Origin of the sequence: Streptomyces sp. NBC_00096, assembly GCF_045041305.1 — a bacterium.
GTDB lineage: Bacteria > Actinomycetota > Actinomycetes > Streptomycetales > Streptomycetaceae > Streptomyces.
Window position 1 is genome coordinate 3,703,702 of record NZ_CP108221.1, and the last position, 24,534, is coordinate 3,728,235.

Below are 24,534 nucleotides of genomic sequence, written 5' to 3' on the forward strand. Positions count from 1 at the left end.
ACTATCGGGGGCTTCCTGTGGACCACGCGTACAACGGGATGGCAGCTGCAGAGCTTGACGGGGTGACCTGGCAGAAGAGCAGACACAGCAACTCGCAGGGTTCCTGTGTGGAGTTCGCGAAACTGCCGGGAGGCGAGGTTGCCATGCGCAACTCGCGGTTTCCGGACGGACCGGCGCTCGTGTACACGCCGGCCGAGATAGAAGCGCTGCTGCTGGGTGTCAAGGACGGCGAGTTCGATCACCTGATCAGCTGAGAATCACGGATCCGCGCAAAGGATCAAGCCATGCACGTGCACTGGCCGGGACTGATCGCAATGATCGGTCCCGGCCGGTTGCCGTGTATGCGGTGGTTCGTCCGGTGGCCCGTCCGGTCGTCCGGCAGCGCGCCCGACAGTCCGTCCGGCGGTCCGTCCTACAGGGTGAACAGCGCCCAGACCACCTTGCCGGTCAGCCGCCCCGCGAGCGGGTGCCAGCCCCAGCTGTCGCTGTAGGAGTCGACGAGGAAGAGCCCGCGCCCCGACTCCAGGTCGCAGTTCTGCTCCGTCGCCTCCGGTGCGAAGCTCCCGCCGGGCCGGTCCTCACTGGGGTCGCGCACCGCGCACACCAGTCGGGTGCTCCACCGCATCAGGTGCAGCCGTACCGGCTGTTCCGGGTGCTCCAACTCACCTGTGCCTGGGCGGGATTCGTCCGGCAGGGCATGCCGAAGCGCGTTGGTGACCAGCTCGGAAACGACCAGCGCCACGTCGTCGAAGCGGTCGTCGAGGCCCCACTGGGAGAGGGTGGAACGCGTGAAGGTGCGTGCTCCGCGCACCGCGTCGAAGCGGGCGGGCAGGGCGCAGGACGCGGACCCGGAGACAGCCGTGGGGTCGACCGGGGGAAGCCCCTGCCGTAACGGCTCGAGCATGGTCGATCCATTCGTCCCCATGCGAGGCACTCCCGGGATTCGAAAGAACTGCGGGGCACGCAGGTGCGCGGGACCATGGTTCCGAATGCGGAAGCCGGATGCAAGGGCAGATGCACGTGCACGCGCCGGACCTGTCCACTCCCGTGACGGTTCTTGCTCATTTCTTCCTACGCATACTTACGGACTTCTTTTACGGTGGGGCCAATTCCGTTACAGAACGAGTACGGAGAGAAGCGTTTTGGTGGCAGACTGCGGGCCTTGAGGGGCACGGGGGCCCCTGCGACGCAGTCGTTCAAGACGCAGCCATCCACTAGTGGGGAGGGGCAGGACCAGTGACCGCAGAAGCCAGTGGTTCTGTGGTGCGCCGCATTCTCCTGGGCTCACAGCTCAGGCGACTCCGAGAATCCCGCGGCATCACCCGTGAGGCGGCCGGCTACTCGATCCGCGCATCCGAATCGAAGATCAGCCGCTTGGAGTTGGGAAGGGTGAGCTTCAAGGCCAGAGACGTCGAGGACCTCCTCACGCTCTACGGAGTCACGGACGGCGCGGAGCGGGAGTCCCTCCTGGGGCTGGTCCGCGAGGCCAACGTGGCCGGCTGGTGGCACAGCTACGGCGACGTCCTGCCGGGCTGGTTCCAGACGTACGTCGGCCTGGAAGGCGCCGCCTCCCTCATCCGCATCTACGAAGTGCAGTTCGTGCACGGCCTGTTGCAGACCGAGGCGTACGCCCAGGCGGTGGTCAGCCGCGGCATGCCCGGCGCCGGCCGCGCCGAGATCGACCGCCGCGTCGCGCTGCGCCTGGAGCGCCAGAAGGTCCTGGTCTCCGAGAACGCGCCCGTCTTCCACGCCGTCCTCGACGAGGCCGCGCTGCGCCGCCCGTACGGCGACCGGGACGTGATGCGCGGCCAGCTGGAGCACCTCATCGAGATCTCCCAGCGGCCCAACGTGCACCTGCAGGTCATGCCGTTCTCCTTCGGCGGCCACGCCGGCGAGAGCGGGGCCTTCACCCTGCTGCGCTTCCCCGAGTCCGACCTCCAGGACGTCGTCTATCTGGAACAGCTCACCAGCGCCCTCTACCTGGACAAGGACGAGGAAGTGGGGCAGTACGAGCGGGCGATGCTGCGGCTCCAGAACGACTGCCCGGACCCCGACCAGACCCGGGACCTTCTGCGTGGACTTCTCCAACTGTCTTGATTCACACGTACTATGACGGCTGATCAGTGCATGATCAGCATGGCGACGACCCATGGGTCTCCGTTGCAGCGCAAGGACGCGCGCTCGCAGTAAGGGATGGCATGTCCATATTCGACGACCTGGCTCACCAGTACATCGACGGCGAATGGCTGGCCGGTACCGGTTCGTGGGACATCATCGACGTCAACCCGTACAACGGGGAGAAGCTCGCGGCCATCACCGTGGCCACCGTGGAGCAGGTCGACCGGGCCTACCGCGCCGCCGAGCGCGCCCAGAAGGAATGGGCCGCCACCAGCCCGTACACCAGACGGGCCGTTCTGGAACGCGCCCTGCGGATCACCGAGGTGCGCGAGAAGGAGATCATCGAGGCGATGATCGACGAGCTCGGCGGGACCCGTCCCAAGGCCGAGTACGAGGTCCACCTCGCCAAGGAGTTCATCCGCGAGGCCATGCAGCTGGCCGTCCGCCCCGAGGGCCGCATCCTGCCCTCGCCGGTCGAGGGCAAGGAGAACCGGGTCCAGCGCCTGCCCGTCGGGGTCGTCGCCGTGATCAGCCCCTTCAACTTCCCCTTCCTGGTCACCCTCAAGTCCGTGGCCCCGGCCCTGGCGCTGGGCAACGCCGTGGTGATCAAGCCGAACCAGAACGCGCCCGTCGTCGGCGGCGGGGTCATCGCCAAGATCTTCGAGGACGCGGGGCTCCCGGCCGGGCTGCTCAACGTCCTGGTCACCGACATAGCCGAAATAGGCGACGCGCTCCTGACCCACCCCGTCCCCAAGGTCATCTCCTTCGCCGGTTCCGACCGGGTCGGCCGGCACGTCGGTGCCGTCGCCGCCCGCCACTTCAAGCGGACCGTCCTGGAGCTGAGTGGCAACAGCGCGCTGGTCGTCCTCGACGACGCCGACCTCGACTACGCGGTGGACGCGGCCGTCTTCAGCCGCTTCGTCTACCAGGGCCAGGTCTGCATGGCCGCCAACCGGATCCTGGTCGACGCCTCGGTCGCCGAGGAGTTCACCGGGAAGTTCACCGCCCGCGTGCGCGCCCTGAAGACCGGCGACCCGCACGACGTCGATACCCACATCGGCCCGCTGATCAACTCCTTCCAGGCCGACGCCCTCACCGCGCTCGTCGACCGCGCCGTCGCCTCCGGCGCGCAGGCGCTCGTACGGGGCTCTACGCGCGGCAACCTGGTAGAGCCCACCGTGCTCGCCGGGATCCCCGAGGACTCCCCGCTGCTCGGCCAGGAGATCTTCGGCCCCGTCGCGCTCCTCGTCGTCTTCGACGGGGAGGACGAGGCGGTCCGCCTCACCAACGAGACCCCCTACGGCCTCAGCGGCGCCGTCCACACGCGCGACGTGGAGCGCGGGGTCCGCTTCGCGCGGCGCATCGAGACCGGCATGATCCACGTCAACGACTCCACCATCGGCGACGAGCCGCTGGCCGCGTTCGGCGGGGAGAAGGCCTCCGGCATGGGCAGGCTGAACGGCGAGGCCACCGTGGAGGCCTTCACCACCCAGAAATGGATCTCGGTCCAGCACGGCCGGACCCAGTTCCCGTTCTAGCCGTCCGGGAGACCTAGACTCGGGCGGGTCAGGCGAGGACGCGTCCCGGGGAGAGCCGAGTTGAGCAACATACCGGAGACCGGGCGCACGCCCCGGGTCCAGAACCGGCTCATCATGATCCAGATCGTGGTGTTCTCGCTGCTGCTGACCCTCGGCGGCCGTCTCTGGTACCTCCAGATACGCAACGGCCAGGAGTACACGGACGAGGCGAAGAACAACAACACCCAGCAGGTGGTCCAGCCCGCCGTGCGCGGCTCGATCCTCGACTCCCGCGGGGTCCCGCTCGCCGACAACGAGACCCGCATGGTGGTCTCCGCCAGCCGCACCGAGCTGTCCAAGATGAAGGACCGCGGCCAGGGCGTCCTGACCCACCTCGCCGGGGTGCTGGGTCTCAAGCCCGAGGACGTGGTCAACGGGGTCAGGCTGTGCGACGCCAAGACCCCCAAGCCCTGCTGGAACGGCTCCCCGTACCAGCCGATCCCCATCACCGACGAGGCGACCACCGACCAGGTCCTGGAGATACGGGAGCACGCCGAGCAGTTCCCCGGCATCACCGCCGAGCCCACCGCCCTGCGCCGCTACGCCGGCCCCGACGGCGCCAACACCTCCCAGGTCCTCGGCTACCTCTCCCCGGTGACCGACGCGGAGATCACCAAGGCCAAGAACTCCGCCTCCCCGTACCTGCGCTCCGACCAGGTGGGCCGCAGCGGCCTGGAGCGCACGTACGACAAGGAACTGCGCGGCAAGGCGGGCGTCACCCGCTACGAGGTGGACAACCTCGGCCGGGTCATCGGCGAGGGCGTCAGCGACAAGGCGGAGCCCGGCGCGAACATCGTGACCTCGATCGACTCGCGGGTGCAGGCGGTGGCCGAGCGCGAGCTGAACAGCGCGATGATCGAAGCCCGCAAGGGGTACGACAAGAACACGCACCGCAACTACGAGGCCGACTCGGGCGCCGTCGTGGTCATGGAGGCCAAGACCGGCCGGGTCGTCGCGATGGCGTCCAACCCGACCTACGACCCGAACGCCTGGGTCGGCGGCATCTCCTCGAAGGACTACGCCTCCCTCACCGACAAGGAGTCGAACTACCCGCTGCTGAACCGCGCCATCCAGGGCCAGGCGGCCCCCGGCTCGATCTTCAAGGTGGTCTCCTCGACGGCGGCGGTCAACGCCGGCTACCCCTTCAACGGCCGCTACGGCTGCCCCAGCTCGTACTCGGTGGGCAGCCAGGTCTTCACCAACTTCGAGTCCCAGGGCTACGGCGACATCACCATCGGCAAGGCCCTGGAGGTCTCCTGCGACACGGTCTACTACGGCATCGCCGACAAGGAGTGGAAGAAGGACGGCGGGATCAAGCCCAAGGCGCAGCCGGGCGACGTCTTCTTCAAGACCGCCCACGAGTTCGGCCTCGGCAAGCCCACCGGCATCGACCTGCCCAGTGAGGTCCCCGGCCGGGTCCCCGACCGCCAGTGGAAGAAGGACTTCTTCGAGGCGAACAAGGCCGCCTGGTGCCGCGACGGCAAGAAGGACGGCTCGTACGCCGAGAAGATCGCCTACGAGAACTGCCGCCAGGGCAACCAGCTGCGCGAGGGCGACGCGATCAACTACTCCATCGGCCAGGGCGACACCCTCGTCACCCCGATCCAGATGGCCTCCGTCTACGCGGCCATCGCCAACGGCGGCATGCTCCACCAGCCCAGCATCGGCAAGGCCGTGGTCAGCGCCGACGGCACCTCGGTGAAGGAGATCGCCCCGAAGGAGCAGGGCAGGCTCCCGATGGACGCCAAGCTGCGCGACAACATCGACGGCGCCCTGGCCGACGTGGCCACCACCGGCAGCGCGGCCTGGCGCTTCGGCGGCTGGCCGCAGAAGCAGATTCCGATGCACGCGAAGACCGGTACGGCCGAGGTCCAGGGCAAGCAGACCACCTCGTGGTTCGCCTCCTACACCGAGGACTACTCGATCGTGATGACGATCTCCCAGGGCGGCACCGGCTCCGGAGCCTCGGGACCGGCCGTCCGCAACATCTACGAGGCGATGTACGGCCTGGACGACAAGGGCAACCAGGACCTGTCCAAGGCCCTGCTCCCCAAGCCGCAGACCGGGCTCCCGCCGACCCGCCAGGAAGGCCAGTAGACGCGCGCGGCCGGCGCGTGCGATCGAGGACAGAAACTGACCGCAAGGCTCCGTAACGTGGTTCTCGTCAGCAGGAGAAGAACCACGGAAAGCAGGCGGTCGGCATGGCTCAGATTTCTGCAGAGGTCCCCGGTGACGAGCGCGGCACGCTCCTCTCCTTCGTCGAGTCCCAGCGGGCCGCGCTGCGCGAGGCGGCGCAGGGGCTGACCGCGGAGCAGGCGGCGAGCAGGCCCAGCGTCAGCGAGCTCTCCCTGTCCGGGCTGCTCAAGCACGCGGCGCAGTGTGAGCTCAACTGGCTGCGCATGGCAGGGGGCGCGCCCGGCGGGGACGAGGACTCGGAGCAGTCCTGGAGCGATGCGTTCCGCCTGGTCGAGGGCGAGTCCGTGGAGTCGGTCCTGGCCTTCTGGGACGGGGTCAGGGGGCAGACGGAGGCCTTCATCGCCGCCGTCCCCAGCCTCGACGACAGCTTCCCGCTGCCGCCGGCCCCGTGGTTCCCGCAGGACGCCAAGGTCTCGATGCGCTGGATGCTCCTGCACCTGGTGGAGGAGTTCGCCCGGCACGCGGGCCACGCGGACATCATCCGCGAGTCCATCGACGGCACCCGCGCCATGGGCTAGGTGTATTGCCCTGTGAGGTTGGGGACGCGGCTGGCGGGTGGTTTGCCTGCGAGTGCGGTGTGTCCGCGGTGGTGATTGTAGGTGTGCAGCCACTTCGGGAACGCGTCGCGGCGTTCCTGTTCTGACTGGTAGGGGCGGGCGTAGGCCCATTCCTCGGCGAGGGTGCGGTTGAGGCGTTCGACCTTGCCGTTGGTTTGTGGCCGGTAGGGCCGGGTTCGCTTGTGGGTGATCCCCGCTGCCGCCAGTGCGTCCCGCCAGAGGTGGGATTTGTAGCAGGAGCCGTTGTCGGTCAGGACCCGCTCGACGGTGATCCCGACGCTCGTGAAGTAGGCGTGCGCCCGCTGCCAGAAGGCGGTGGCGGTTTCTTTCTTCTCGTCGGTGAGGATCTCGCTGTAGGCGAGGCGGGAGTGGTCGTCGACGGCGGTGTGGATGTAGCTGTAGCCCAGGCGGGGCCGCTTCCTGCGGCCGGCCTGGCGGCCGAGGGTCTTGTGGCCGCCGCCGTCGGGGATGTTGCCGAGCTTCTTGATGTCCACGTGGACGAGTTCGCCGGGCTTGTCGCGTTCGTAGCGTCGTATGACACGGCCGGTGGCCCGGTCCAGATGGCTCAGGCGGGCCAGCTTGTAGCGGGTCAGGACGCGGTGCACGGTTGAGGGCACCAAACCCAGCAGGTGGGCGATGCGGGCCGGTCCCCACCGGCGCAGGACGCGGACTTTGATGATCCGGCGTTCGGTGCGGGTCGGGGTCCGGCGCGGGCTGTGACGCGGGCGCGAGGAGTGGTCACTCATGCCCGCTTCGCCGTGATCTCGGTAGCGGTCGGCCCACCGCTGGGCCGTCGTCGGCGAGACCTGGAAGCGCTCGCCTGCACGGCGGTAGGTCCAGCCGTCTACGACCACGCAGCGGGCAAGGCGCAGGCGTCCGGTCTCGGTCAGGGGTGCATTACGGTGGGGCATGAGGGCCTTCTGTCGTTCGGTGTAGACGTCGCAATCCACACCGAACCCGGAAGGCCCTCACCCGTTCAAGACGCCTCAGCCGAGACCTCCATCACCCGTCCACAACCTCCCGAGGCAATACAGCTAGGCCGTCCCTTTCGGATCTTGCCGGGCCAACCGGGCCCGCGCACCGTGCGGCTTGCACCTCACGCCGCGTGAGGGACCACAGTGAAGGGCGTACCCAACCAGAGGAGCGGGAACGATGAGCTACTCCGTGGGCCAGGTCGCCGGTTTCGCCGGAGTCACGGTGCGCACGCTGCACCACTACGACGAGATCGGGCTGCTCTCCCCGGGCGGCCGCAGCCACGCGGGACACCGGCGGTACGAGGACGCCGATCTCGACCGGCTGCAGCGGGTCCTGTTCTACCGGGAGCTCGGCTTCCCGCTCGACGAGGTCATGGTCCTGCTGGACGACCCGGAATCGGACCCGAGGGAGCACCTGCGCCGGCAGCACGCCCTCCTGTCCGACCGGATCGCCCGGCTCCAGCAGATGGCCGCGGCCGTTGAGCACGCCATGGAGGCGAAGAAGATGGGCATCAACCTCACGCCCGAGGAGAAGTTCGAGGTCTTCGGGGACAAGGACCCCGAGCAGTACGCCGAGGAGGCGGAGCGCCGCTGGGGCGGCACCGACACCTACGCCGAGTCGCAGCGCCGGTCCGCCGGCCACACGAAGGACGACTGGCAGCGGATGCAGGACCAGGCCGCCGACTGGGGCGCCCGGTACCGGGCCCTCATGGAGGCCGGTGAGTCCGCCGGGGGCGAGCGCGCGATGGACCTGGCGGAGGAGCACCGCCTGCACATCTGCACGTGGTTCTACGACTGCTCGTACGAGATCCACACGGGCCTTGGCGAGATGTACGTGGCCGACGAGCGGTTCAAGGGGTTCTACGACTCCGTGCACCCGGGCCTCGCCCTGCACCTGCGGGATTCGATCATGGCCAATGCGGTGCGCAAGGTTTGACGGCCGGGCTCTGGAACCAGCCAGGGGTGGTGTGCGTTCATAATTGGACGGACACCCCCCGATCCAGGAGAGCCCGGAACCCGTGAACATGCTTGCGCTCGGACCTCAGTGGATCTCTCCGGAGTATCTGATCGGGCATTTCGGCCTGATCGGCATCCTGGTCATCGTCTTCGCGGAGTCGGGTCTCTTCGCCTTCCTGCCCGGGGACTCGCTGCTCTTCACGGCGGGCCTGTTCGTCGCGAGCGGCACCATCAGCCAGCCGCTGTGGCTGGTGTGCACCCTGATCGTGGCCGCCGCGATCCTCGGTGACCAGGTCGGATACATGATCGGCAAGGTCTTCGGGCCGAAGATCTTCAACCGGCCGCAGTCCCGGCTCTTCAAGCGCGAGAACCTCGACGCGGCGCACGAGTTCATGGAGAAGCACGGCCCCAAGGCCATCGTGCTCGCGCGCTTCGTGCCGATCATCCGCACCTTCGCGCCGATGGTCGCGGGCGCCACCGCGATGAAGTACCGCACCTTCCTGATGTTCAACGTCATCGGCGGCGTCCTGTGGGGCGCGGGCGTCACGGTCCTGGGCTACAAGCTCGGCCAGTTCGAGGTCATCAAGAACAACGTCGAGCCGATCTTCATCGGCATCGTCCTGATCTCCGTGATCCCGGTGATCTTCGAGGTGCTGAAGTCCCGCAGGCACAAGAAGGCGGCCGCGGAGACGGGCGCGCAGCCCGGCTCCGGGGACGACCCGCAGGCCCCGGGCCAGCGCAGCGGCCGCCACGCCAAGCGCTGAGGCCCGCCACGCCAAGCGGTGAGGCCCGCCGGGTCAAGGGCTGAGGCCGACCCGGCCCCGTACGTACGATGCCCCGCGCGACCGGATTCCCGGTCCGCGGGGCATCGCCGTGTCCGGGGGTGTCCGGGGGCCGTCCGCAGGGCGCGGGGGAGCGCCTAGAAGCCGCGGGTGCGCTTCGCCGCGCCGCGCTTGGCCGCGCTGGCCGCGCCCGGGATCCGCATGAACAGGCGGGACATCTCCGAGCCGAGGTTGACGCCGATCGCGATGGCGAGCGCGATGGCCGCGGCGTTCGTCAGCGAGCCCAGCCCCTCGTTGAGCCGGTTCTCGGCGATCAGCAGCAGCCCGTAGTAGGTGGCCGAGCCCGGCAGCAGCGGGCCGATGGCGGCCGTGACGAAGGGCAGGGCCGAGGAGAACCGGTGCCGGGCGAGGAGCTGGCCGAAGAGTCCGACGAGCCCGGCCGCGATCGCGGTGGACGGCACCGGCGGCATCTTGGCGGCGAAGTGCAGGGCCCCGTAGATCACCCAGGCGATCCCGCCGTTCAGTGTCACGAACCACACGGTGGAACGTTCCTGCTGAAGCAGGATCGCGAACGTGAACACCAGCACCATCGAGGCGGCGATCTGGAGCAGCGGCCGCTGCTCGATCTGGAGTACGTCCTCCGGCCGCGGATTGGAGCCGAACTGCACGCCGAGGTAGAGCACCACCAGGACACCCATGATGATGCCGATGAAGAGGTACATGACCTCCAGCAGCCGGGCGGAGGCGGTGATGTAGTAGCCGGTCAGGCCGTCCTGCACGGCCGCGACCAGGGCCCGCCCCGGCAGCAGCGCGAACAGTCCACCGGTGATCACGGCGGAGGAGCGCACGTCGAACTCGGTGAGCTTCAGCGCCACGCCCATCGCGGCCGGGGGCATCGCCGCGACCACGAACTGGTAGAACTCCGGCAGCCCGCGCCCGGCACACAGCCAGGCCAGCCGGTCGCCGAGCACCGCCCCGAGTGCGGCCGCGAAGAACACCAGCACCCCACCGCCGACCAGCGTGGAGGCCGCGCCGGCGAGCAGCCCGGCGGCGGCGGTGAGCATCCAGCCGGGGTACGGGTGCCGGTTGCGGCGGATCTCGGCGAGCCGGCGGTACGCGTCCTCCAGCGAGATCTCGACCTCGTGCGCGGTGATGTCGTTCACGAGGCGGAACACGGCCGAGAGCCGGGTGTAGTCGGTGCCGCGGCGGCGGACGGTGCGGTTCGCCGACACGGGGTCGTCCACCAGGGACGGCTGGTGGGTGATCGACAGCAGGGTGAAGGTGACGGTCGGCTCGCAGCGGTCCAGACCGTAGCTGCGGGCCACCGCGAACATCGCGGCCTCCACGTCCTCGGCGCCCTCGCCGCCCGAGAGCAGCAGCTCGCCGATGCGCAGCGTCAGGTCGAGCACGCGCCCCACGGCGGGCCCGGTCTCCGCGGCCAGCCGCTGCGCGGGTTCCGGTACCGGCCGGATGTCGACCGGCATGCGCAGCACCGTGCGCATGCGGTCCTGCCAGGGGGATTCCTTCATCCGGGTGACGGGAAGGCCCGTGGGGCCGGTGTAGGCCGGCGGGGAGTGCGCGGCGCTGTAGGTGTGCGGGGTGGCGAAGGCGGAGCCCTCCCCGGGCTCCAGGCCCACCGCGGCGAGCCCGTCGGGGACGGCGAACTCGGAGGTCGGCTGCTCCTCCTCCGTCACCTCGGGGTCCACCCCGACCCCGTCCGGCACGGAGAACGCACTGTGCGCCTCGTCCGACTTCGGCTTCCGGTCCTCGGCCCCGGATGCTTCGCCCTCCGCCACGCGTCCTCCAGTCCCCGACCCGGCCCGTATCAGTATGCGGAACGGTTTGATCCATCTTCAGCCCCGCCGGCGTTTGAGGCGCGGGGGTCCGGGGGCCGGCCCCCGGCAACGGACCCGCACCCGGGGCACGACAACGGGCGGCACCCCCGAAGGGATACCGCCCGCGGTGTCACAGGGGCCGGCGGGACTCCCGCCCACCCGTCAGCGGAGCCTAGTGGTGGCCGCCCTGCGCCTCGAGGCGCTTGTACGAGGCCTCGATCTCGGCCTCGGCCTCGGTACGGCCGACCCAGTTCGCGCCCTCGACGGACTTGCCCGGCTCCAGGTCCTTGTAGACCTCGAAGAAGTGCTGGATCTCCAGGCGGTCGAACTCGGACACGTGGTGGATGTCGCGCAGGTGCTCCACACGCGGGTCGGACGCCGGCACGCACAGCAGCTTGTCGTCGCCGCCCGCCTCGTCCGTCATGCGGAACATGCCGATCGCGCGGCACTTGATCAGGCAGCCCGGGAACGTCGGCTCGTCCAGGATGACCAGCGCGTCCAGCGGGTCGCCGTCCTCGCCGAGGGTGTTCTCGACGAAGCCGTAGTCCGCCGGGTAGCTGGTGGACGTGAACAGGCGACGGTCCAGGCGGATCCGGCCGGTCTCGTGGTCCACCTCGTACTTGTTCCGCGAACCCTTGGGGATCTCGATGGTGACGTCGAACTCCACGTCCTGCTCCTCCATGATCAGCTTCATTGCTTTCGAGACTGCGTTTGGTTCACCTGCGTGCGCGGACGCCCCGGCCCTGCCGGGTGGGGTGCCATGCTCGCGGCAAGACGCAGTGGTTAAGTGTCCCTCACGCATATGTGTGATCGCGAAAGGGGCTGGTCCGAGGTGCCATTGGTCAAGACGTGGCAGCTCATCGCGGTGTCGGCCGTGGCCGGCCTCGCCCTGTCGGCCGCGACGGTGGCCGCCGCGGGTCCCTGGGACTCCGGCCAGCGTAAGGCCGAGCGGGACAAGGCCGCCTCCTGGGGCCGTACGGGTGGCGCAGATCACGGTGAGGAGGGCGGCTCCGGGCTGCCGCAGGCCGCCCCCAGCGCCCCCGGAGTGCTCCCCGGAGTACGGCCCGGCGGATCCGGCTCCGGATCCGGCTCCGGATCCGGCGATCAGGCCGGAGCGGTGAATTCCGGATCCCTCGCCGCCGCCCTGCGGCCGCTGCTCGCCGATTCCGCGCTCGGCAGCGTCCGCGGCGCCTCGGTGATCGACACCGCCACCGGACAGGTGCTGTACGAGTCCGGGGCCCGGGAAGCCATGACCCCCGCCTCCACCGTCAAGATCGCCACCGCGACGGCCGCCCTCACCGCCCTCGGCCCCGACCACCGGATCCGGACCACCGTGACCCCCGGCGCCGGCCCCGGCCAGATCATCCTGGTCGGCGGCGGCGACCCCTCGCTCACCGCGAAGAAGAAGGCACCCGCCGGCGCCGGCGGCAGCCTCGTCGCGCTGGCCGCCGACACCGCCCAGGCCCTCAAGGCCGCCGGCACCGACACGGTGACCCTCGGCTACGACGACTCGCTCTACACCGGCCCCGCCCGCCACCCGATCGGCGCCAACGACAACCTCGCCCCCGTCACCGCCCTGACCGCCGACGAAGGCCGTCCCGACGACTCCTTCTCCGGCCCCGTCACGCGCACCGACGACCCCTCCAGGGCCACCGCCCGCGCCTTCGCCGCCCTGCTCGGGGAACGCGGCGTCAAGGTCACCGGCGAACCCGCCAAGGCCAGGGCCGCCACCGGAGCCGTCCCGCTCGCCGCCACCCTCTCGCCCCCGCTGTCCGGGCTCGTCGAGCGGATGCTGACCAACAGCGACAACGACATCGCCGAGGCGCTGGCCCGCCAGACGGCCCTCGCCTCCGGAGCGCCCGCGAGCTTCGACGGCGTCGAGCAGTCCCTCGGAGCCAAGCTCGCCTCGCTCGGCATCGACACCGCCGGCTCCCGCTTCACCGACGGCAGCGGCCTCAACCGCGCCGACAAGGTCAGCGCCGGCCTGCTCACCGCCCTCCTCGCCAAGGCCGCCGATCCGCAGCGGCCCCAGCTGCGCCCCGTCCTCACCGGACTGCCCGTCGCCGGATTCACCGGAACCCTGCGCACCCGCAACTCGGGCACCTCCCCGGCAGCCGGTCTGCTCCGCGCCAAGACGGGCACCCTGACCGGTGTGAACTCCCTCGCCGGCACCGTCGTGGACCCCTCCGGCCGACTCCTCGCCTTCGCGTTCCTGACCGCGAACGCACCCGACCCGGGCGCCGCCGAGAAGGCCCTCGACAAGCTCGCGGCAGCCGTGGCGACCGCTTCCTAGGGATCCCGCGCGCGCGGGAGTCCACGTACGGTTGACGCATGACGAGCTTCGGCGGTGCGGAGATGGTCGACTGGAACCTCGCGGTGGCGACCGCGACCAGGCTCGTGCGGCCCGGCCCGGAGGTCGGCCGGGACGAGGCGCGGGCCGTCGTCGCGGAACTGCGCAGGCACGCCAAGACCTCGGAACGGCACGTGCGCGAGTTCACCAGGATGATGCCGGAGGGCTCGGTCCCGCCCGACACCCCCGTCCTCGTCGTGGACCGGGCCGGCTGGGTCAAGGCAAACGTGGCCGGCTTCCGCGAACTCCTGGCACCCCTCCTCGACAAGATGCAGGAGCGCCGCACCGGCACCCCCGGCGGCACCCTGCTCGGTGCGGTCGGCGGCAAGGTCACCGGCGTCGAGCTCGGCATGCTGCTCAGCTTCCTGGCCTCCCGGGTGCTCGGCCAGTACGAGACCTTCGCGCCCTCCGCGCTCGACCTGCCCGGCCCGGCCGGCGGCGGCCGGCTGCTGCTCGTCGCGCCCAACATCGTGCACGTCGAGCGGGAGCTGGAGGTGAACCCGCACGACTTCCGGCTCTGGGTCTGCCTGCACGAGGAGACGCACCGTACCCAGTTCACGGCCGTCCCGTGGCTCCGCGAACACCTGGAGGGCGAAATCCAGACGTTCCTCGGCGCCACCGAGGTGGACCCGGCGACCGTCCTGGAGCGGCTGCGCGAGGCCGCGCAGTCCTTCGCCGGCGCCCGCCCCGACGCGGAGAGCGGCGAGGAGGGCCGCTCGCTGGTCGAGCTCGTCCAGACCCCCGAACAGCGCGAGGTGCTGGCCCGGCTCACCGCCGTCATGTCCCTGCTGGAGGGCCACGCCGACTTCGTCATGGACGGGGTCGGACCCGAGGTCGTGCCCTCCGTCGCCGAGATCCGGGAGAAGTTCCAGCAGCGCAGGGCCAGCGGCGCGGGCCGGCTCGACGCCGCCCTGCGCAAACTGCTCGGCCTAGACGCGAAGCTGCGCCAGTACCGCGACGGCGAGCGGTTCGTGCGCGCCGTCGTCGCCCAGGTCGGCATGGACGGCTTCAACCGGGTCTGGACCTCCCCGAACACACTGCCGACCAAGGCCGAGATCGCCAGGCCCGCGGACTGGGTGGCCCGCGTGCACCGCAAGGGGAGCGAACAGAGCGAGGCCAGCGAGGAGGTGTGACACGAGAGGCGTGAAGATGTCCCTCTGGGGTAAACAGCGTCACCCGTCCGAGGGACCGTGGGGCGTGGAAGGGCGTGCGATGCTCGGGGAACGGCTCGGTTCTGTCACCATCATCGCACTCTGAGTGACAACCCCCGTTCGCGGGGAAGCCGGGCAGCACCTCGGCACACCACCCTCCCCAACGCCTCTCAAGCCCCTCCGAGGCATCCGAACTCCACCGAAGGGCACCGGACATGGGTCCCCATCCTGCGGTCGCGGCGATACGCCTGGCGGTCCGCCGCGCACTCCACGACGTCCTCACCGACCTCACCGACCGTCCCGCTCCCCCTCCGGCGGCGCCCCGGGTCGGCCGCCCGAGCCGCACCGTCGCGATCCACGGGGTCCCCGGCGGGCCCGCCCCCCACGACCCCCTCCCCGACACCGCGCCGCTCGTGCTCGTCGCCTGCTCCGGCGGCGCCGACTCCATGGCGCTCGCCTCCGCCCTCGCCTTCGAGGCCCCCAAACTCGGAATCCGGGCCGGCGGCATCACCGTCGACCACGGCCTCCAGGACGGCTCCGACCTGCGCGCCGCCGAGGTCGTCGCCCGCATGACCGCGCTCTGCCTGGACCCGGTGGAGTCCGTCGCCGTGCGCGTCGGCCGTGACGGCGGTCCCGAGGCCGCCGCCCGCGACGCCCGCTACGCGGCCCTGGACGAGGCCGCCCACCGGCTGGGCGCCGTGGCCGTGCTGCTCGGCCACACCCGCGACGACCAAGCCGAAACCGTCCTGCTGGGCCTCGCCCGCGGCTCGGGCATCCGCTCGCTCTCCGGCATGGCGGAAGTGTCCGGGGGACCCGGCACCCCGGGCGCCCGCGGCCGCCGCCACCGCTACCGCCGCCCGTTCCTCCAGGTGGACCGGCAGACCGCCCGCAAGGCCTGCATGGTCCAGTCCCTCGCCGTCTGGGACGACCCGCACAACACCGACCCCGCCTACACCCGCTCCCGGCTGCGCCACGAGGGACTGCCCGCCCTCGAGAAGGCGCTCGGCAAGGGGGTCGTGGAGGCGCTCGCCCGCACCGCCCAGCTGTCCCGCGACGACGCCGACGCACTGGACGCCTGGGCCGCCGAGGCGGAGCACGGCGTACGGGACGAGGACGGCCGCCTGGAGTGCGCCAAGCTGTACGTGCTGCCCCCCGCCGTCCGCCGCCGCGTACTGCGCCGGGCCGTCGTCGCCGCCGGGTCTCCCGCGGGCTCCCTCTTCGCCCGTCACATCGAAGAAGTCGACCGGCTCATCACCGGATGGCGGGGCCAGGGAGCCATCAACCTGCCCGGCCGCGTCGAGGCTCAGCGGCAGGGTGGCAGACTGGTCATCCGGCAGGGCTGATTGGTGCTGAAACACGGCTGAGTCCTCCGGGGTCACCCCCCGGAGCCCCAGCCGACAACGAAAGTGATGCGGGTGGACGAGAAGGACATGGGTACCGACCTCAAGTCGGTGCTCATCACCAAGGAAGAGATCGACGCGAAGCTGGCCGAGCTGGCCGCGAAGATCGACGCGGAGTACGCGGGCAAGGACCTGCTCATCGTCGGCGTCCTCAAGGGCGCGGTGATGGTGATGGCGGACCTGGCGCGCGCCGTGTCCACCCCGCTCACCATGGACTGGATGGCGGTGTCCTCGTACGGCGCCGGGACCCAGTCCTCGGGCGTGGTCCGGATCCTCAAGGACCTGGACACCGACATCAAGGACAAGCACGTCCTGATCGTCGAGGACATCATCGACTCGGGCCTGACCCTGTCCTGGCTGCTGTCGAACCTGGGCTCCCGCCAGCCGGCCTCCCTCGAGGTCGTCACGCTGCTGCGCAAGCCCGACGCCGCGAAGGTCGCGATCGACGTGAAGTGGGTCGGCTTCGACATCCCGAACGAGTTCGTCGTCGGCTACGGCCTGGACTACGCGGAGAAGTACCGCAACCTGCCGTTCGTCGGCACCCTCGCACCCCACGTCTACGGCGGCTGACCCAGCCGGACCAGTGGACGGACCGACAGCCGGATCAACCGTCCGGCAGGGGAACCCTGGAGCGATTCCCGCCGTTGGAGCATGGAAAGGCGGGTCTGTCAGCCGTCCCATGAGGCAGCGGGTGACAATACAGGGGTACATTCCGAAGAACAGTCTTTACTCACAGCAGCATTTACCTACGGGCAGGAGGGACGGGGTGCCTAGCGCCCCGTATGGATGGACGTGAAGCGATACTTCCGTGGGCCGGTCATGTGGATCGTGCTGGCCGTCCTCGCCGTGGTCGTGTTGATGAACGTCGTCGGCTCCGGCGGCGGCTACAAGTCGGTGGAGACCAGCGAGGTCATCAAGGCGATCAACAATGGCCAGGTGCTGAGCGCCAAGCTCACCACCGGTGACAGCCAGATGATCAAGATCGAGCTGAAGAAGGACGAGAAGCTCGGCGACAACGACGGCACCAAGTTCCAGGCCAACTACATCGGGGACCAGGGCGTACAGCTCGCCCAGAACCTCCAGACCAAGTACGAAGCCGGTCAGATCAAGGACGGTTACTCCGTCTCGCCGGACAAGACCAGCCCGTTCCTGAGCGTGCTGCTCTCCCTGCTGCCGTTCGTCCTCATCGTCGTCGTCTTCCTGTTCCTGATGAATCAGATGCAGGGCGGCGGCTCCCGAGTGATGAACTTCGGGAAGTCCAAGGCCAAGCTCATCACCAAGGACACCCCGAAGACGACGTTCGCGGACGTCGCGGGAGCGGACGAGGCCGTCGAGGAGCTCCACGAGATCAAGGAGTTCCTCCAGGAGCCGGCGAAGTTCCAGGCCGTCGGCGCCAAGATCCCCAAGGGCGTGCTGCTCTACGGCCCGCCCGGTACCGGAAAGACCCTGCTCGCGCGTGCCGTCGCGGGCGAGGCCGGTGTCCCCTTCTACTCGATCTCCGGTTCCGACTTCGTCGAGATGTTCGTCGGTGTCGGTGCCTCGCGTGTCCGTGACCTGTTCGAGCAGGCCAAGGCCAACGCCCCGGCGATCGTCTTCGTCGACGAGATCGACGCCGTCGGCCGGCACCGCGGTGCGGGCCTGGGCGGCGGTCACGACGAGCGCGAGCAGACCCTCAACCAGCTGCTGGTCGAGATGGACGGCTTCGACGTGAAGGGCGGCGTCATCCTGATCGCCGCCACGAACCGTCCGGACATCCTCGACCCGGCCCTCCTGCGCCCCGGCCGCTTCGACCGCCAGATCGCGGTCGACCGTCCGGACATGCAGGGCCGTCTGGAGATCCTCAAGGTCCACCAGAAGGGCAAGCCGGTGGCACCGGACGTCGACCTCGGCGCCGTCGCCCGTCGCACGCCCGGCTTCACGGGTGCCGATCTCTCCAACGTCCTGAACGAGGCCGCGCTGCTCACGGCCCGCTCGGACAAGAAGCTGATCGACAACCACGCGCTGGACGAGGCGATCGACCGCGTCGTGGCGGGTCCGCAGAAGCGGACCCGGATCATGTCGGACCGGGAAAAGAAGATCACCGCGTACCACGAGGGCGGACACGCCCTGGTCGCGGCGGCTTCCCCGAACTCCGACCCGGTCCACAAGATCACGATCCTGTCCCGCGGCCGGGCCCTGGGTTACACCATGGTCCTGCCCGACGAGGACAAGTACTCGACCACGCGCAACGAGATGCTCGACCAGCTGGCGTACATGCTGGGCGGGCGCGCGGCCGAGGAGCTGGTCTTCCACGACCCGACCACGGGCGCCGCGAACGACATCGAGAAGGCCACGGCAACGGCCCGCGCGATGGTCACGCAGTACGGCATGACCGAGCGTCTCGGCGCGATCAAGTTCGGCGGAGACAACACCGAGCCGTTCCTGGGGCGCGAGATGTCGCACCCGCGGGACTACTCGGAAGAGGTCGCCGCGCTGGTCGACGAAGAGGTCAAGAAGCTCATCGAGACCGCGCACAACGAGGCCTGGGAGATCCTGGTCGAGAACCGCGACGTCCTGGACAACCTGGTCCTCGCGCTCCTCGAGAAGGAGACGCTCAACAAGGAGCAGATCGCCGAGGTCTTCTCGACGATCGTGAAGCGCCCGGCCCGCCCGGCGTGGACCGGCTCCTCGCACCGCACGCCGTCCACCCGTCCGCCGGTGCTCTCTCCCAAGGAGCTCCAGCTGACGAACGCGGCGAACGGCACGTCGGCGACCCCGGCCGTGTCGGTGGAGAAGTCCCCGGAGCCCTCCCCGGAGGAGCGTCCGGAGGCCTGATCCCTCCCGGAATGGATGCCGCGCCCCCCAGGTTCTAGCCTGGGGGGCGCGGCACTTTCACATGCCCGCGCGTGCACAGACAGGAACGAGGCAGAGATGACCGACCCAGTGACCCTGACCGGCGGCGAGGGCACGATCGGCGAGTTCGACGAGAAGCGCGCCGAGGCGGCGGTCCGCGAGCTCCTGATCGCGGTCGGCGAGGACCCCGACCGCGAGGGGCTGCTGGCGACCCCGGGCCGGGTGGCGCGGGCGTACAAGGAGATATTCGCCGGCCTCTACCAGAAGCCGGAGGACGTCCTGACGACGACCTTCGACCTCGGTCACGACGAGATGGTCCTGGTGAAGGACATCGAGGTCATGAGCACGTGTGAGCACCATCTCGTGCCCTTCCATGGCGTGGCGCACGTCGGCTACATCCCGTCCACGGACGGCAAGATCACCGGCCTGTCGAAGCTGGCCCGGCTCGTGGACGTCTTTGCCCGCCGCCCCCAGGTGCAGGAGCGGCTGACCACCCAGATCGCCGAGTCGGTCATGGACATCCTGGATCCGCGCGGGGTCATTGTGGTCATCGAGTGCGAGCACATGTGCATGACCATGCGCGGGGTCCGCAAGCCCGGCGCCAAGACCATCACCTCGGCCGTCCGCGGCCAGCTCCGCGACCCGGCGACCCGCAACGAGGCGATGAGCCTGATCATGGCGCGCTGAGCGGGTCGAGCCGGGGAGACCGTCCTCGCGGGCGCCGGTTCGGGCGGCTCAGGCGCCGGCTGGGGACTTTGTGGGGTCCTCGTCGTCCGGGAGTTTGAGGACGTGTTCCAGGAAGAGGGCGGCCGCGATGACCGCCGCGCCCGCCAGGACCGAGAAGGCGGCGTACCAGGTCTGGTCGCGGCGGGCCGGGACGTCGAGGGCGGTGGTGAGGAGGAAGACGCCCACGCCGCCGTAGGCGCCCGCCACCAGGGCCGCCACCAGGGCGCTGGCCTGGCCGAAGACCACCGCGCGGGCCGCCATCAGCGGCTCCACGCCCTTGGCGCCCGGCACCCGCTCGCGCTGCGCCTTCAGGCGGGCGCGCATCGACAGGGCGGTCGCCAGCAGGACCACCGCGATGGCGCCGAGCACGATGGGCGCGGCGAGGGGGACGCCCGGAAGCGAGCCGTAGGAGTTCCACAGCCGGGCGCCGGCCCAGGACAGCACTCCGGCGACCGCGAAAATACCCGCCAGGACCGCCGGCCTCAGTTGCTTCACGTGCGCCTCTCCCCGCTCTCCGTCCGTACCTGGTACCTGGTGATCCTAAGTGTTCGGCCGGGCGCGGCGGGCTACTCCGGGAGGCGCAGTTCCAGGTCGGGGCGGCGCGCGAGCCCCGCCAGGCCGACCCCGGTCAGCAGCGCGGCGACGGGCCCGTGGCCCGGGATCTGCGCCTCGGGGTCGATGTCGTTCCAGGGGGCCAGCACGAAGGCGCGCTGGTGGGCGCGCGGGTGCGGGAGGGTGAGGTCGGGATCGGCGGAGACCACGTCGGCGTAGGCGATGATGTCGACGTCGATCGTGCGGGGTCCCCAGCGCTCCTCGCGGACGCGGTCGAAGGCTTCCTCGATGGCGTGGCCGCGCTCCAGCAGGGAGCTGGGGGGCAGCGTGGTCTTCACCGAGATGACGGCGTTGAAGTACGCCGGCTGCGAGCCCGGGTCCACGCCCCACGGCTCCGTCTCGTAGACGGGGGACACGGCCTTGACCCGCAGGCCCGGGGTGTCGCCGAGGGCGTCGATGGCGCCCTGCAGGGTCTCCAGCCGGTTGCCCAGGTTCGCGCCGAGCGCGATGACGGCCCACTTGGGGTTGGACAGCGTGATGTCCGCCGCGTCCACGGCCTCGACGACGGACGCCGGTACGGGCTGGACGGTGGGGTCGCTCTGGGCGTTCATTCCGTTGTTCACGCGCGGCTCCGGGTGATCGTGATGGTCACGTCGTCGAAGGGGACGGTGATGGGCGCGTCCGGTTTGTGGACGATGACCTCCACCTCAGCGACCGCCTCGTGCTTGAGGCACTGCTGGGCGATCCGCTCGGCGAGCGTTTCGATCAGGTCGACCGGCTCTCCTTGGACCACGTCGACGACTTCTTCCGCGACTACCCCGTAGTGCACGGTCTTAGCCAGGTCGTCTCCGGCAGCGGCGGGACGGGTGTCCAGGTGGAGCACCAGGTCGACGATGAAGGTCTGGCCTTCCTCGCGTTCCCGGGGGAAGACGCCGTGGTGCCCGCGAGCCTTGAGGCCGCGCAGCGCGACACGATCCACGCGAATCACTCCTGCTTTTCGTAGGTGCTTCCGGTCCGGGACTCCCCGGATCCATGGGCCTAGGCCGAGTGCGGTCGGCGTCGTCCAGCTTCGAATTTACCTGCGAAATACTCCGGACCCCGACGGAGGGGTCAGGAGGGCTCCTCCTCCTCGTCCTCGTCGGAGTCCGTGAGGACGGGAGAACCGTGGTGCGACCAGAGCCGCCAGCCCTCCGGTGTGCGTCGGAACACATTCGTGGCGACGACGAGCTGGCCGACGAGCGGGCCCAGTTCCCCGCCGTCCTCGGCGGGTCCGCCGCTGAGGATGTTCTCGGTGCAGGTCACCAGGGCGGTGTCGGCGATGACGGTGACCTTGGTGTCGGTGAGGAAGAACTGGATGTACTCGGTGTGGGACATGATCAGCGCGTAGGAGCGCAGCACTTCTCCGCGCCCCGACAGCACCGGCCAGCCCGGGTGCACGCAGGAGATCTCGTCCTCGAGCCAGAGCGCCGACAGTGCGTCGAAGTCTCCCCGCTCCATGGCCTCGTAGAAGGCCGTGTTGACCTCTTCGACGGATTCGATGTCGGTACGGCTCACCGTTCCCCTTCCCGGTTGCTGCGGCTGGTACTGAGTGCCCCTTCCACGGCGCGGGCCACCCGAACCGCGTCGGCGCTCGCCCGTACCTCGTGGACGCGTACGGCCCAGGCGCCCTGGTGGGCGGCGATCGCGGAGACGGCCGCGGTGGCGGCGTCGCGTTCGCGGGCGGGGGGCGGGGAGGTGTGGTCGGCGCCGGCCAGCACCCGGCCGAGGAAACGCTTCCTCGATGCGGCGACCAGCAGCGGGAAGCCCAGGGCGCGCAGCTCGGAGAGGTGCGCGACCAGGGCCAGGTCGTGTTCGGCGTTCTTGGCGAAGCCCAGGCCCGGGTCGACGAGGATCCGCTCGGGGGCGATTCCGCCGCTCACGACGGCGTCGATGCGGGTCCGCAGCTCGGAGCCGACTTCGGCGAGTACGTCCCGGTAGACGGCGAGGCTGTTCATGCCGTCGCTGAAGCCGCGCCAGTGCATCACGACGAACGGCACCTCGGCGGCGGCCACGGCCGGGATCATGCCGGGGTCGGCCAGGCCGCCGCTGACGTCGTTGACCAGCGCGGCACCGGCGGCGACGGCCCGGGAGGCGACGGAGGCGCGCATGGTGTCCACGGAGACGACCACGCCCTCGGAGGCGAGGCCGCGCACGACGGGGACGACCCGGCGCAGCTCCTCCTCCTCGTCGACGCGGGAGGCGCCCGGGCGGGTGGACTCGCCGCCGACGTCCACGAGGTCGGCGCCCTGGGCGACGAGGTCGAGGCCGCGCTTGACGGCCGCGGTGGTGTCGAACCAGCGGCCGCCGTCGGAGAAGGAGTCGGGGGTGACGTTGACGACGCCCATGACCCCGCAGCGGTCCCACTCCGGCAGCCCTGTGACCCGGCCCCTGTCGGCTGCCCCGCGCTTCGTGTTCATGGGTCCAGGGTAGGGCTGCCCTGCACATGGCAGGGCCCCCGGAGCTCTGAGCTGCGGGGGCCCTGGAATGCGTACGTCCGTTTACGCGGCCCGGACCTTGTGCTCGGCCTGGGCGGGGACCGTGTGCACGTGGTTGTGGGCGCAGGTGCGGACCGGCTTGGGGCGGCGCCGGCTGGCGAACAGGCGGGGCAGGGCCAGCGTGACGAAGCCCTCGGCCTGCATCGCGGCGAAGCCGATGCGGGGCAGGTCGCGGGTGGTGCGGAAGACCACGAAGCGGGGCTCCCAGCGGGGCTTGAACTTCGCGTTGAACTTGTACAGCGACTCGATCTGGAACCAGCGCGACAGGAACACCAGCAGGCTGCGCCACATCCGCAGCACCGGTCCGGCGCCGATCTTCTCGCCGCGGGCCAGGGCCGAGCGGAACATCGCGAAGTTCAGCGAGACCTTCTCGATGCCGAGCGCCGGGGAGGCCTCCAGGGAGGCGACGATCAGGAGCTCGTTCATGCCGGGGTCGGCGGCGCGGTCGCGGCGCATCAGCTCCAGGGACATGCCGTCCTTGCCCCACGGGACGAAGTGCAGGACGGCCTTGAGGTCGCCGAAGGGGGAGGTGTCGCCCTCCTCGACGCGGTGCGCGGTGGCGATGTAGCAGTCGCCGTCGCCCGGGTCGCCGACCCGGCCCAGCGCCATGGAGAAGCCGCGCTCGGTGTCGGTGCCGCGCCAGGCCTCGGCGGCGCCCCGTACCTGCTCCAGCTCGGTCGCGGTCAGCTCGCTGACCCGGCGGACCTTGGTGGTGTAGCCGTTGCGCTCGATGCGCTTCACCATCTGGCGGACATTGCGCATCGGGCGGCCGGCCAGGGAGAAGTCTTTGACGTCGACGATCGCCTCGTCCCCGAGCTCCAGGGCGTCCAGGCCGGTCTCGCGGGTCCAGACCTCGCCGCCGGTCTCGCTGCAGCCCATGACGGCGGGGGTCCAGGAGTGGGCCTTGGCCTCCTCCATGAACCGCTCGATGGCGCCGGGCCAGGCCTCGACGTCGCCGACCGGGTCGCCGGAGGCGAGCATCACGCCGGAGACGACGCGGTAGGTGACGGCGGCCTTGCCGCTGGGGGAGAAGACGACGGCCTTGTCGCGGCGGAGCGCGAAGTGGCCGAGCGAGTCGCGGCCGCCGTGCCGGGCGAGCAGCTCGCGCAGCTTGACCTCGTCGTCGGCGGTGAGCCGGGCGGCCGGGTGCTCGGGGCGGAAGGCGAGGTAGATGGTGGTGACGGCGGTCAGCATGCCGAGGGCGCCGAGGGAGTAGCCGACGGTCCAGGACACCCGGCCGGCGTAATCGACGGGACCTTCGAATCCGAAGAGCCCGTAGACGACGTGACTGATCTGCTCGTAAACACCCGGATTGCCGACAACGCGGCCGGGGTGCGAGTTGACGATGACCAGTCCGAGCCCGATGGAGCCCGCGCTCATCAGCACGAAGTTGGCGAGCGCCTTCCAGCGGCTGCGCGGGTCCGGGAGGGCCTTGAATTCACTCTGGTGGCGTACCAGGAGCCCCAGGAGCACCGCCGAGATGACCATGCCGATGATGGAGTGGCGGTACGTGAACTGCGCGACCGCGCCGGCCGGCAGCAGCACCACCGCGGCCCGCCAGGCACGGCGCTTGCGGCGCTTGAGCCCGTGGGCGAGCAGCAGGAGCAGGACGCCCGCGCTGAGGGCCAGGGCCGCGGCGAAGGGGCCCAGGGAGCCGGGCAGCACCTCGGTGACCGCGTGGATGCGGCTGTGCCTGAAGCGCGGGAAGACCCCCGCCGCGATGTCCAGCAGACCGACGACCATGACGGCCGTGCCCACCAGCCCGGGGACGGACTCCGGTCGTGGGCCTCGGAGGATTCGGCTGACCCGCTTCGGAACCTGTCCCGACTTATCGCCATCTATCCTGCTAGACATCGCTTCCCGTTGCTCCGCGAGAGATCATGTGGCCGAAGGCCGCGACAGCCTCCGGAGTGTGGTGCGTCCACTAGGACGACATCGAGGGGGAGCGGGTTCACTCATCCGCCGAGAAAAATCTAGTCCTGCCATAGAAAGT

Annotated in this window: 22 protein-coding genes and 1 pseudogene; 13 read left to right on the forward strand and 10 right to left on the reverse strand. The window is 70.1% G+C overall.

What is annotated here, in order from left to right; translation table 11 throughout:
- The first annotated feature begins 17 nt into the window (after nucleotides 1-17).
- Nucleotides 18-254: a DUF397 domain-containing protein gene (locus OG904_RS16285; protein ID WP_328300083.1), complete on the forward strand. Its 237-nt coding sequence runs from the start codon at nucleotides 18-20 to the stop codon at nucleotides 252-254.
- 158 nt (nucleotides 255-412) lie between these two features.
- Here the strand turns inward: OG904_RS16285 and OG904_RS16290 are convergent, their stop codons facing one another.
- A complete protein-coding gene (locus OG904_RS16290; protein ID WP_405491548.1) occupies nucleotides 413-925 on the reverse strand; it encodes an ATP-binding protein in 513 nt (170 codons plus the stop codon).
- 311 nt (nucleotides 926-1,236) lie between these two features.
- Here OG904_RS16290 and OG904_RS16295 point away from each other — a divergent pair, with 311 nt between their 5' ends.
- The 4 genes from OG904_RS16295 to OG904_RS16310 all read left to right on the forward strand — a co-directional run bounded on the left by OG904_RS16295 (nucleotide 1,237) and on the right by OG904_RS16310 (nucleotide 6,409).
- Complete coding sequence (locus OG904_RS16295; RefSeq protein WP_405491550.1) at nucleotides 1,237-2,097, forward strand: helix-turn-helix domain-containing protein; 861 nt, start codon at nucleotides 1,237-1,239, stop codon at nucleotides 2,095-2,097.
- Nucleotides 2,098-2,198: 101 nt separating this feature from the next.
- Nucleotides 2,199-3,656 (forward strand): aldehyde dehydrogenase family protein, encoded by a 1,458-nt coding sequence (locus OG904_RS16300; RefSeq protein WP_405491552.1) that lies wholly within the window; start codon nucleotides 2,199-2,201, stop codon nucleotides 3,654-3,656.
- Nucleotides 3,657-3,716: 60 nt separating this feature from the next.
- On the forward strand, nucleotides 3,717-5,792 hold the full coding sequence (mrdA, locus tag OG904_RS16305) for a penicillin-binding protein 2 (protein WP_405491554.1): 2,076 nt from the start codon (nucleotides 3,717-3,719) through the stop codon (nucleotides 5,790-5,792).
- A 104-nt stretch (nucleotides 5,793-5,896) separates the two neighbouring features.
- Nucleotides 5,897-6,409, forward strand: a complete 513-nt coding sequence (locus OG904_RS16310; RefSeq protein ID WP_405491556.1) for a DinB family protein — start codon at nucleotides 5,897-5,899, stop codon at nucleotides 6,407-6,409.
- Here the strand turns inward: OG904_RS16310 and OG904_RS16315 are convergent.
- The gene (locus tag OG904_RS16315; RefSeq protein WP_405491034.1) at nucleotides 6,406-7,359 is read right to left on the reverse strand and encodes an IS481 family transposase; all 954 of its coding nucleotides are present in this window, start codon (nucleotides 7,357-7,359) and stop codon (nucleotides 6,406-6,408) included. The two genes, OG904_RS16310 and OG904_RS16315, sit on opposite strands and share 4 nt — an antisense overlap.
- 241 nt (nucleotides 7,360-7,600) lie before the next feature.
- Between OG904_RS16315 and OG904_RS16320 the strand changes: the two genes are divergently transcribed.
- Together OG904_RS16320 and OG904_RS16325 are read left to right on the forward strand one after the other, a co-directional pair.
- Nucleotides 7,601-8,359 (forward strand): MerR family transcriptional regulator, encoded by a 759-nt coding sequence (locus OG904_RS16320; RefSeq protein ID WP_405491558.1) that lies wholly within the window; start codon nucleotides 7,601-7,603, stop codon nucleotides 8,357-8,359.
- A gap of 82 nt (nucleotides 8,360-8,441) precedes the next feature.
- A pseudogene (locus OG904_RS16325) lies at nucleotides 8,442-9,110 on the forward strand (DedA family protein); the annotation flags it as partial.
- Nucleotides 9,111-9,298: 188 nt separating this feature from the next.
- Here OG904_RS16325 and OG904_RS16330 read toward each other — a convergent pair.
- Nucleotides 9,299-10,957, reverse strand: coding sequence for a threonine/serine exporter ThrE family protein (locus OG904_RS16330; RefSeq protein WP_405491560.1), 1,659 nt, complete (start codon nucleotides 10,955-10,957; stop codon nucleotides 9,299-9,301).
- Between the two features lie 211 nt (nucleotides 10,958-11,168).
- Nucleotides 11,169-11,663 carry an inorganic diphosphatase gene (locus OG904_RS16335; protein WP_008742522.1) on the reverse strand — a complete coding sequence of 165 codons (495 nt, stop codon included), beginning with the start codon at nucleotides 11,661-11,663 and terminating at the stop codon, nucleotides 11,169-11,171.
- A 165-nt stretch (nucleotides 11,664-11,828) separates the two neighbouring features.
- Between OG904_RS16335 and dacB the strand changes: the two genes are divergently transcribed.
- The 6 genes from dacB to folE all read left to right on the forward strand — a co-directional run bounded on the left by dacB (nucleotide 11,829) and on the right by folE (nucleotide 19,416).
- Complete coding sequence (gene dacB / locus OG904_RS16340; RefSeq protein ID WP_405491562.1) at nucleotides 11,829-13,289, forward strand: D-alanyl-D-alanine carboxypeptidase/D-alanyl-D-alanine-endopeptidase; 1,461 nt, start codon at nucleotides 11,829-11,831, stop codon at nucleotides 13,287-13,289.
- Between the two features lie 38 nt (nucleotides 13,290-13,327).
- On the forward strand, nucleotides 13,328-14,479 hold the full coding sequence (locus tag OG904_RS16345; protein WP_405491564.1) for a zinc-dependent metalloprotease: 1,152 nt from the start codon (nucleotides 13,328-13,330) through the stop codon (nucleotides 14,477-14,479).
- Nucleotides 14,480-14,712: 233 nt separating this feature from the next.
- Nucleotides 14,713-15,840, forward strand: coding sequence for a tRNA lysidine(34) synthetase TilS (tilS, locus tag OG904_RS16350; protein ID WP_405491566.1), 1,128 nt, complete (start codon nucleotides 14,713-14,715; stop codon nucleotides 15,838-15,840).
- A gap of 66 nt (nucleotides 15,841-15,906) precedes the next feature.
- On the forward strand, nucleotides 15,907-16,467 hold the full coding sequence (gene hpt, locus OG904_RS16355) for a hypoxanthine phosphoribosyltransferase (protein ID WP_405491568.1): 561 nt from the start codon (nucleotides 15,907-15,909) through the stop codon (nucleotides 16,465-16,467).
- A gap of 216 nt (nucleotides 16,468-16,683) precedes the next feature.
- Nucleotides 16,684-18,711, forward strand: coding sequence for an ATP-dependent zinc metalloprotease FtsH (gene ftsH, locus OG904_RS16360; protein ID WP_405491570.1), 2,028 nt, complete (start codon nucleotides 16,684-16,686; stop codon nucleotides 18,709-18,711).
- Nucleotides 18,712-18,807: 96 nt separating this feature from the next.
- Nucleotides 18,808-19,416 carry a GTP cyclohydrolase I FolE gene (gene folE / locus OG904_RS16365; protein WP_328300096.1) on the forward strand — a complete coding sequence of 203 codons (609 nt, stop codon included), beginning with the start codon at nucleotides 18,808-18,810 and terminating at the stop codon, nucleotides 19,414-19,416.
- Between the two features lie 48 nt (nucleotides 19,417-19,464).
- Here the strand turns inward: folE and OG904_RS16370 are convergent, their stop codons facing one another.
- The 6 genes from OG904_RS16370 to OG904_RS16395 all read right to left on the reverse strand — a co-directional run bounded on the left by OG904_RS16370 (nucleotide 19,465) and on the right by OG904_RS16395 (nucleotide 24,395).
- Nucleotides 19,465-19,950 (reverse strand): DUF3180 domain-containing protein, encoded by a 486-nt coding sequence (locus OG904_RS16370; protein ID WP_405491573.1) that lies wholly within the window; start codon nucleotides 19,948-19,950, stop codon nucleotides 19,465-19,467.
- Nucleotides 19,951-20,021: 71 nt separating this feature from the next.
- Complete coding sequence (gene folK, locus OG904_RS16375) at nucleotides 20,022-20,618, reverse strand: 2-amino-4-hydroxy-6-hydroxymethyldihydropteridine diphosphokinase (RefSeq protein ID WP_405498055.1); 597 nt, start codon at nucleotides 20,616-20,618, stop codon at nucleotides 20,022-20,024.
- 8 nt (nucleotides 20,619-20,626) lie between these two features.
- Nucleotides 20,627-20,986 carry a dihydroneopterin aldolase gene (gene folB / locus OG904_RS16380; protein WP_405491575.1) on the reverse strand — a complete coding sequence of 120 codons (360 nt, stop codon included), beginning with the start codon at nucleotides 20,984-20,986 and terminating at the stop codon, nucleotides 20,627-20,629.
- Nucleotides 20,987-21,117: 131 nt separating this feature from the next.
- Nucleotides 21,118-21,561: a nuclear transport factor 2 family protein gene (locus tag OG904_RS16385; RefSeq protein WP_405491577.1), complete on the reverse strand. Its 444-nt coding sequence runs from the start codon at nucleotides 21,559-21,561 to the stop codon at nucleotides 21,118-21,120.
- Nucleotides 21,558-22,463 (reverse strand): dihydropteroate synthase, encoded by a 906-nt coding sequence (folP, locus tag OG904_RS16390; protein WP_405491579.1) that lies wholly within the window; start codon nucleotides 22,461-22,463, stop codon nucleotides 21,558-21,560. The genes OG904_RS16385 and folP overlap by 4 nt, the downstream gene beginning before the upstream one ends.
- Before the next feature lie 81 nt (nucleotides 22,464-22,544).
- On the reverse strand, nucleotides 22,545-24,395 hold the full coding sequence (locus OG904_RS16395) for a phosphatidylglycerol lysyltransferase domain-containing protein (protein ID WP_405491581.1): 1,851 nt from the start codon (nucleotides 24,393-24,395) through the stop codon (nucleotides 22,545-22,547).
- Nucleotides 24,396-24,534 lie beyond the last annotated feature (139 nt).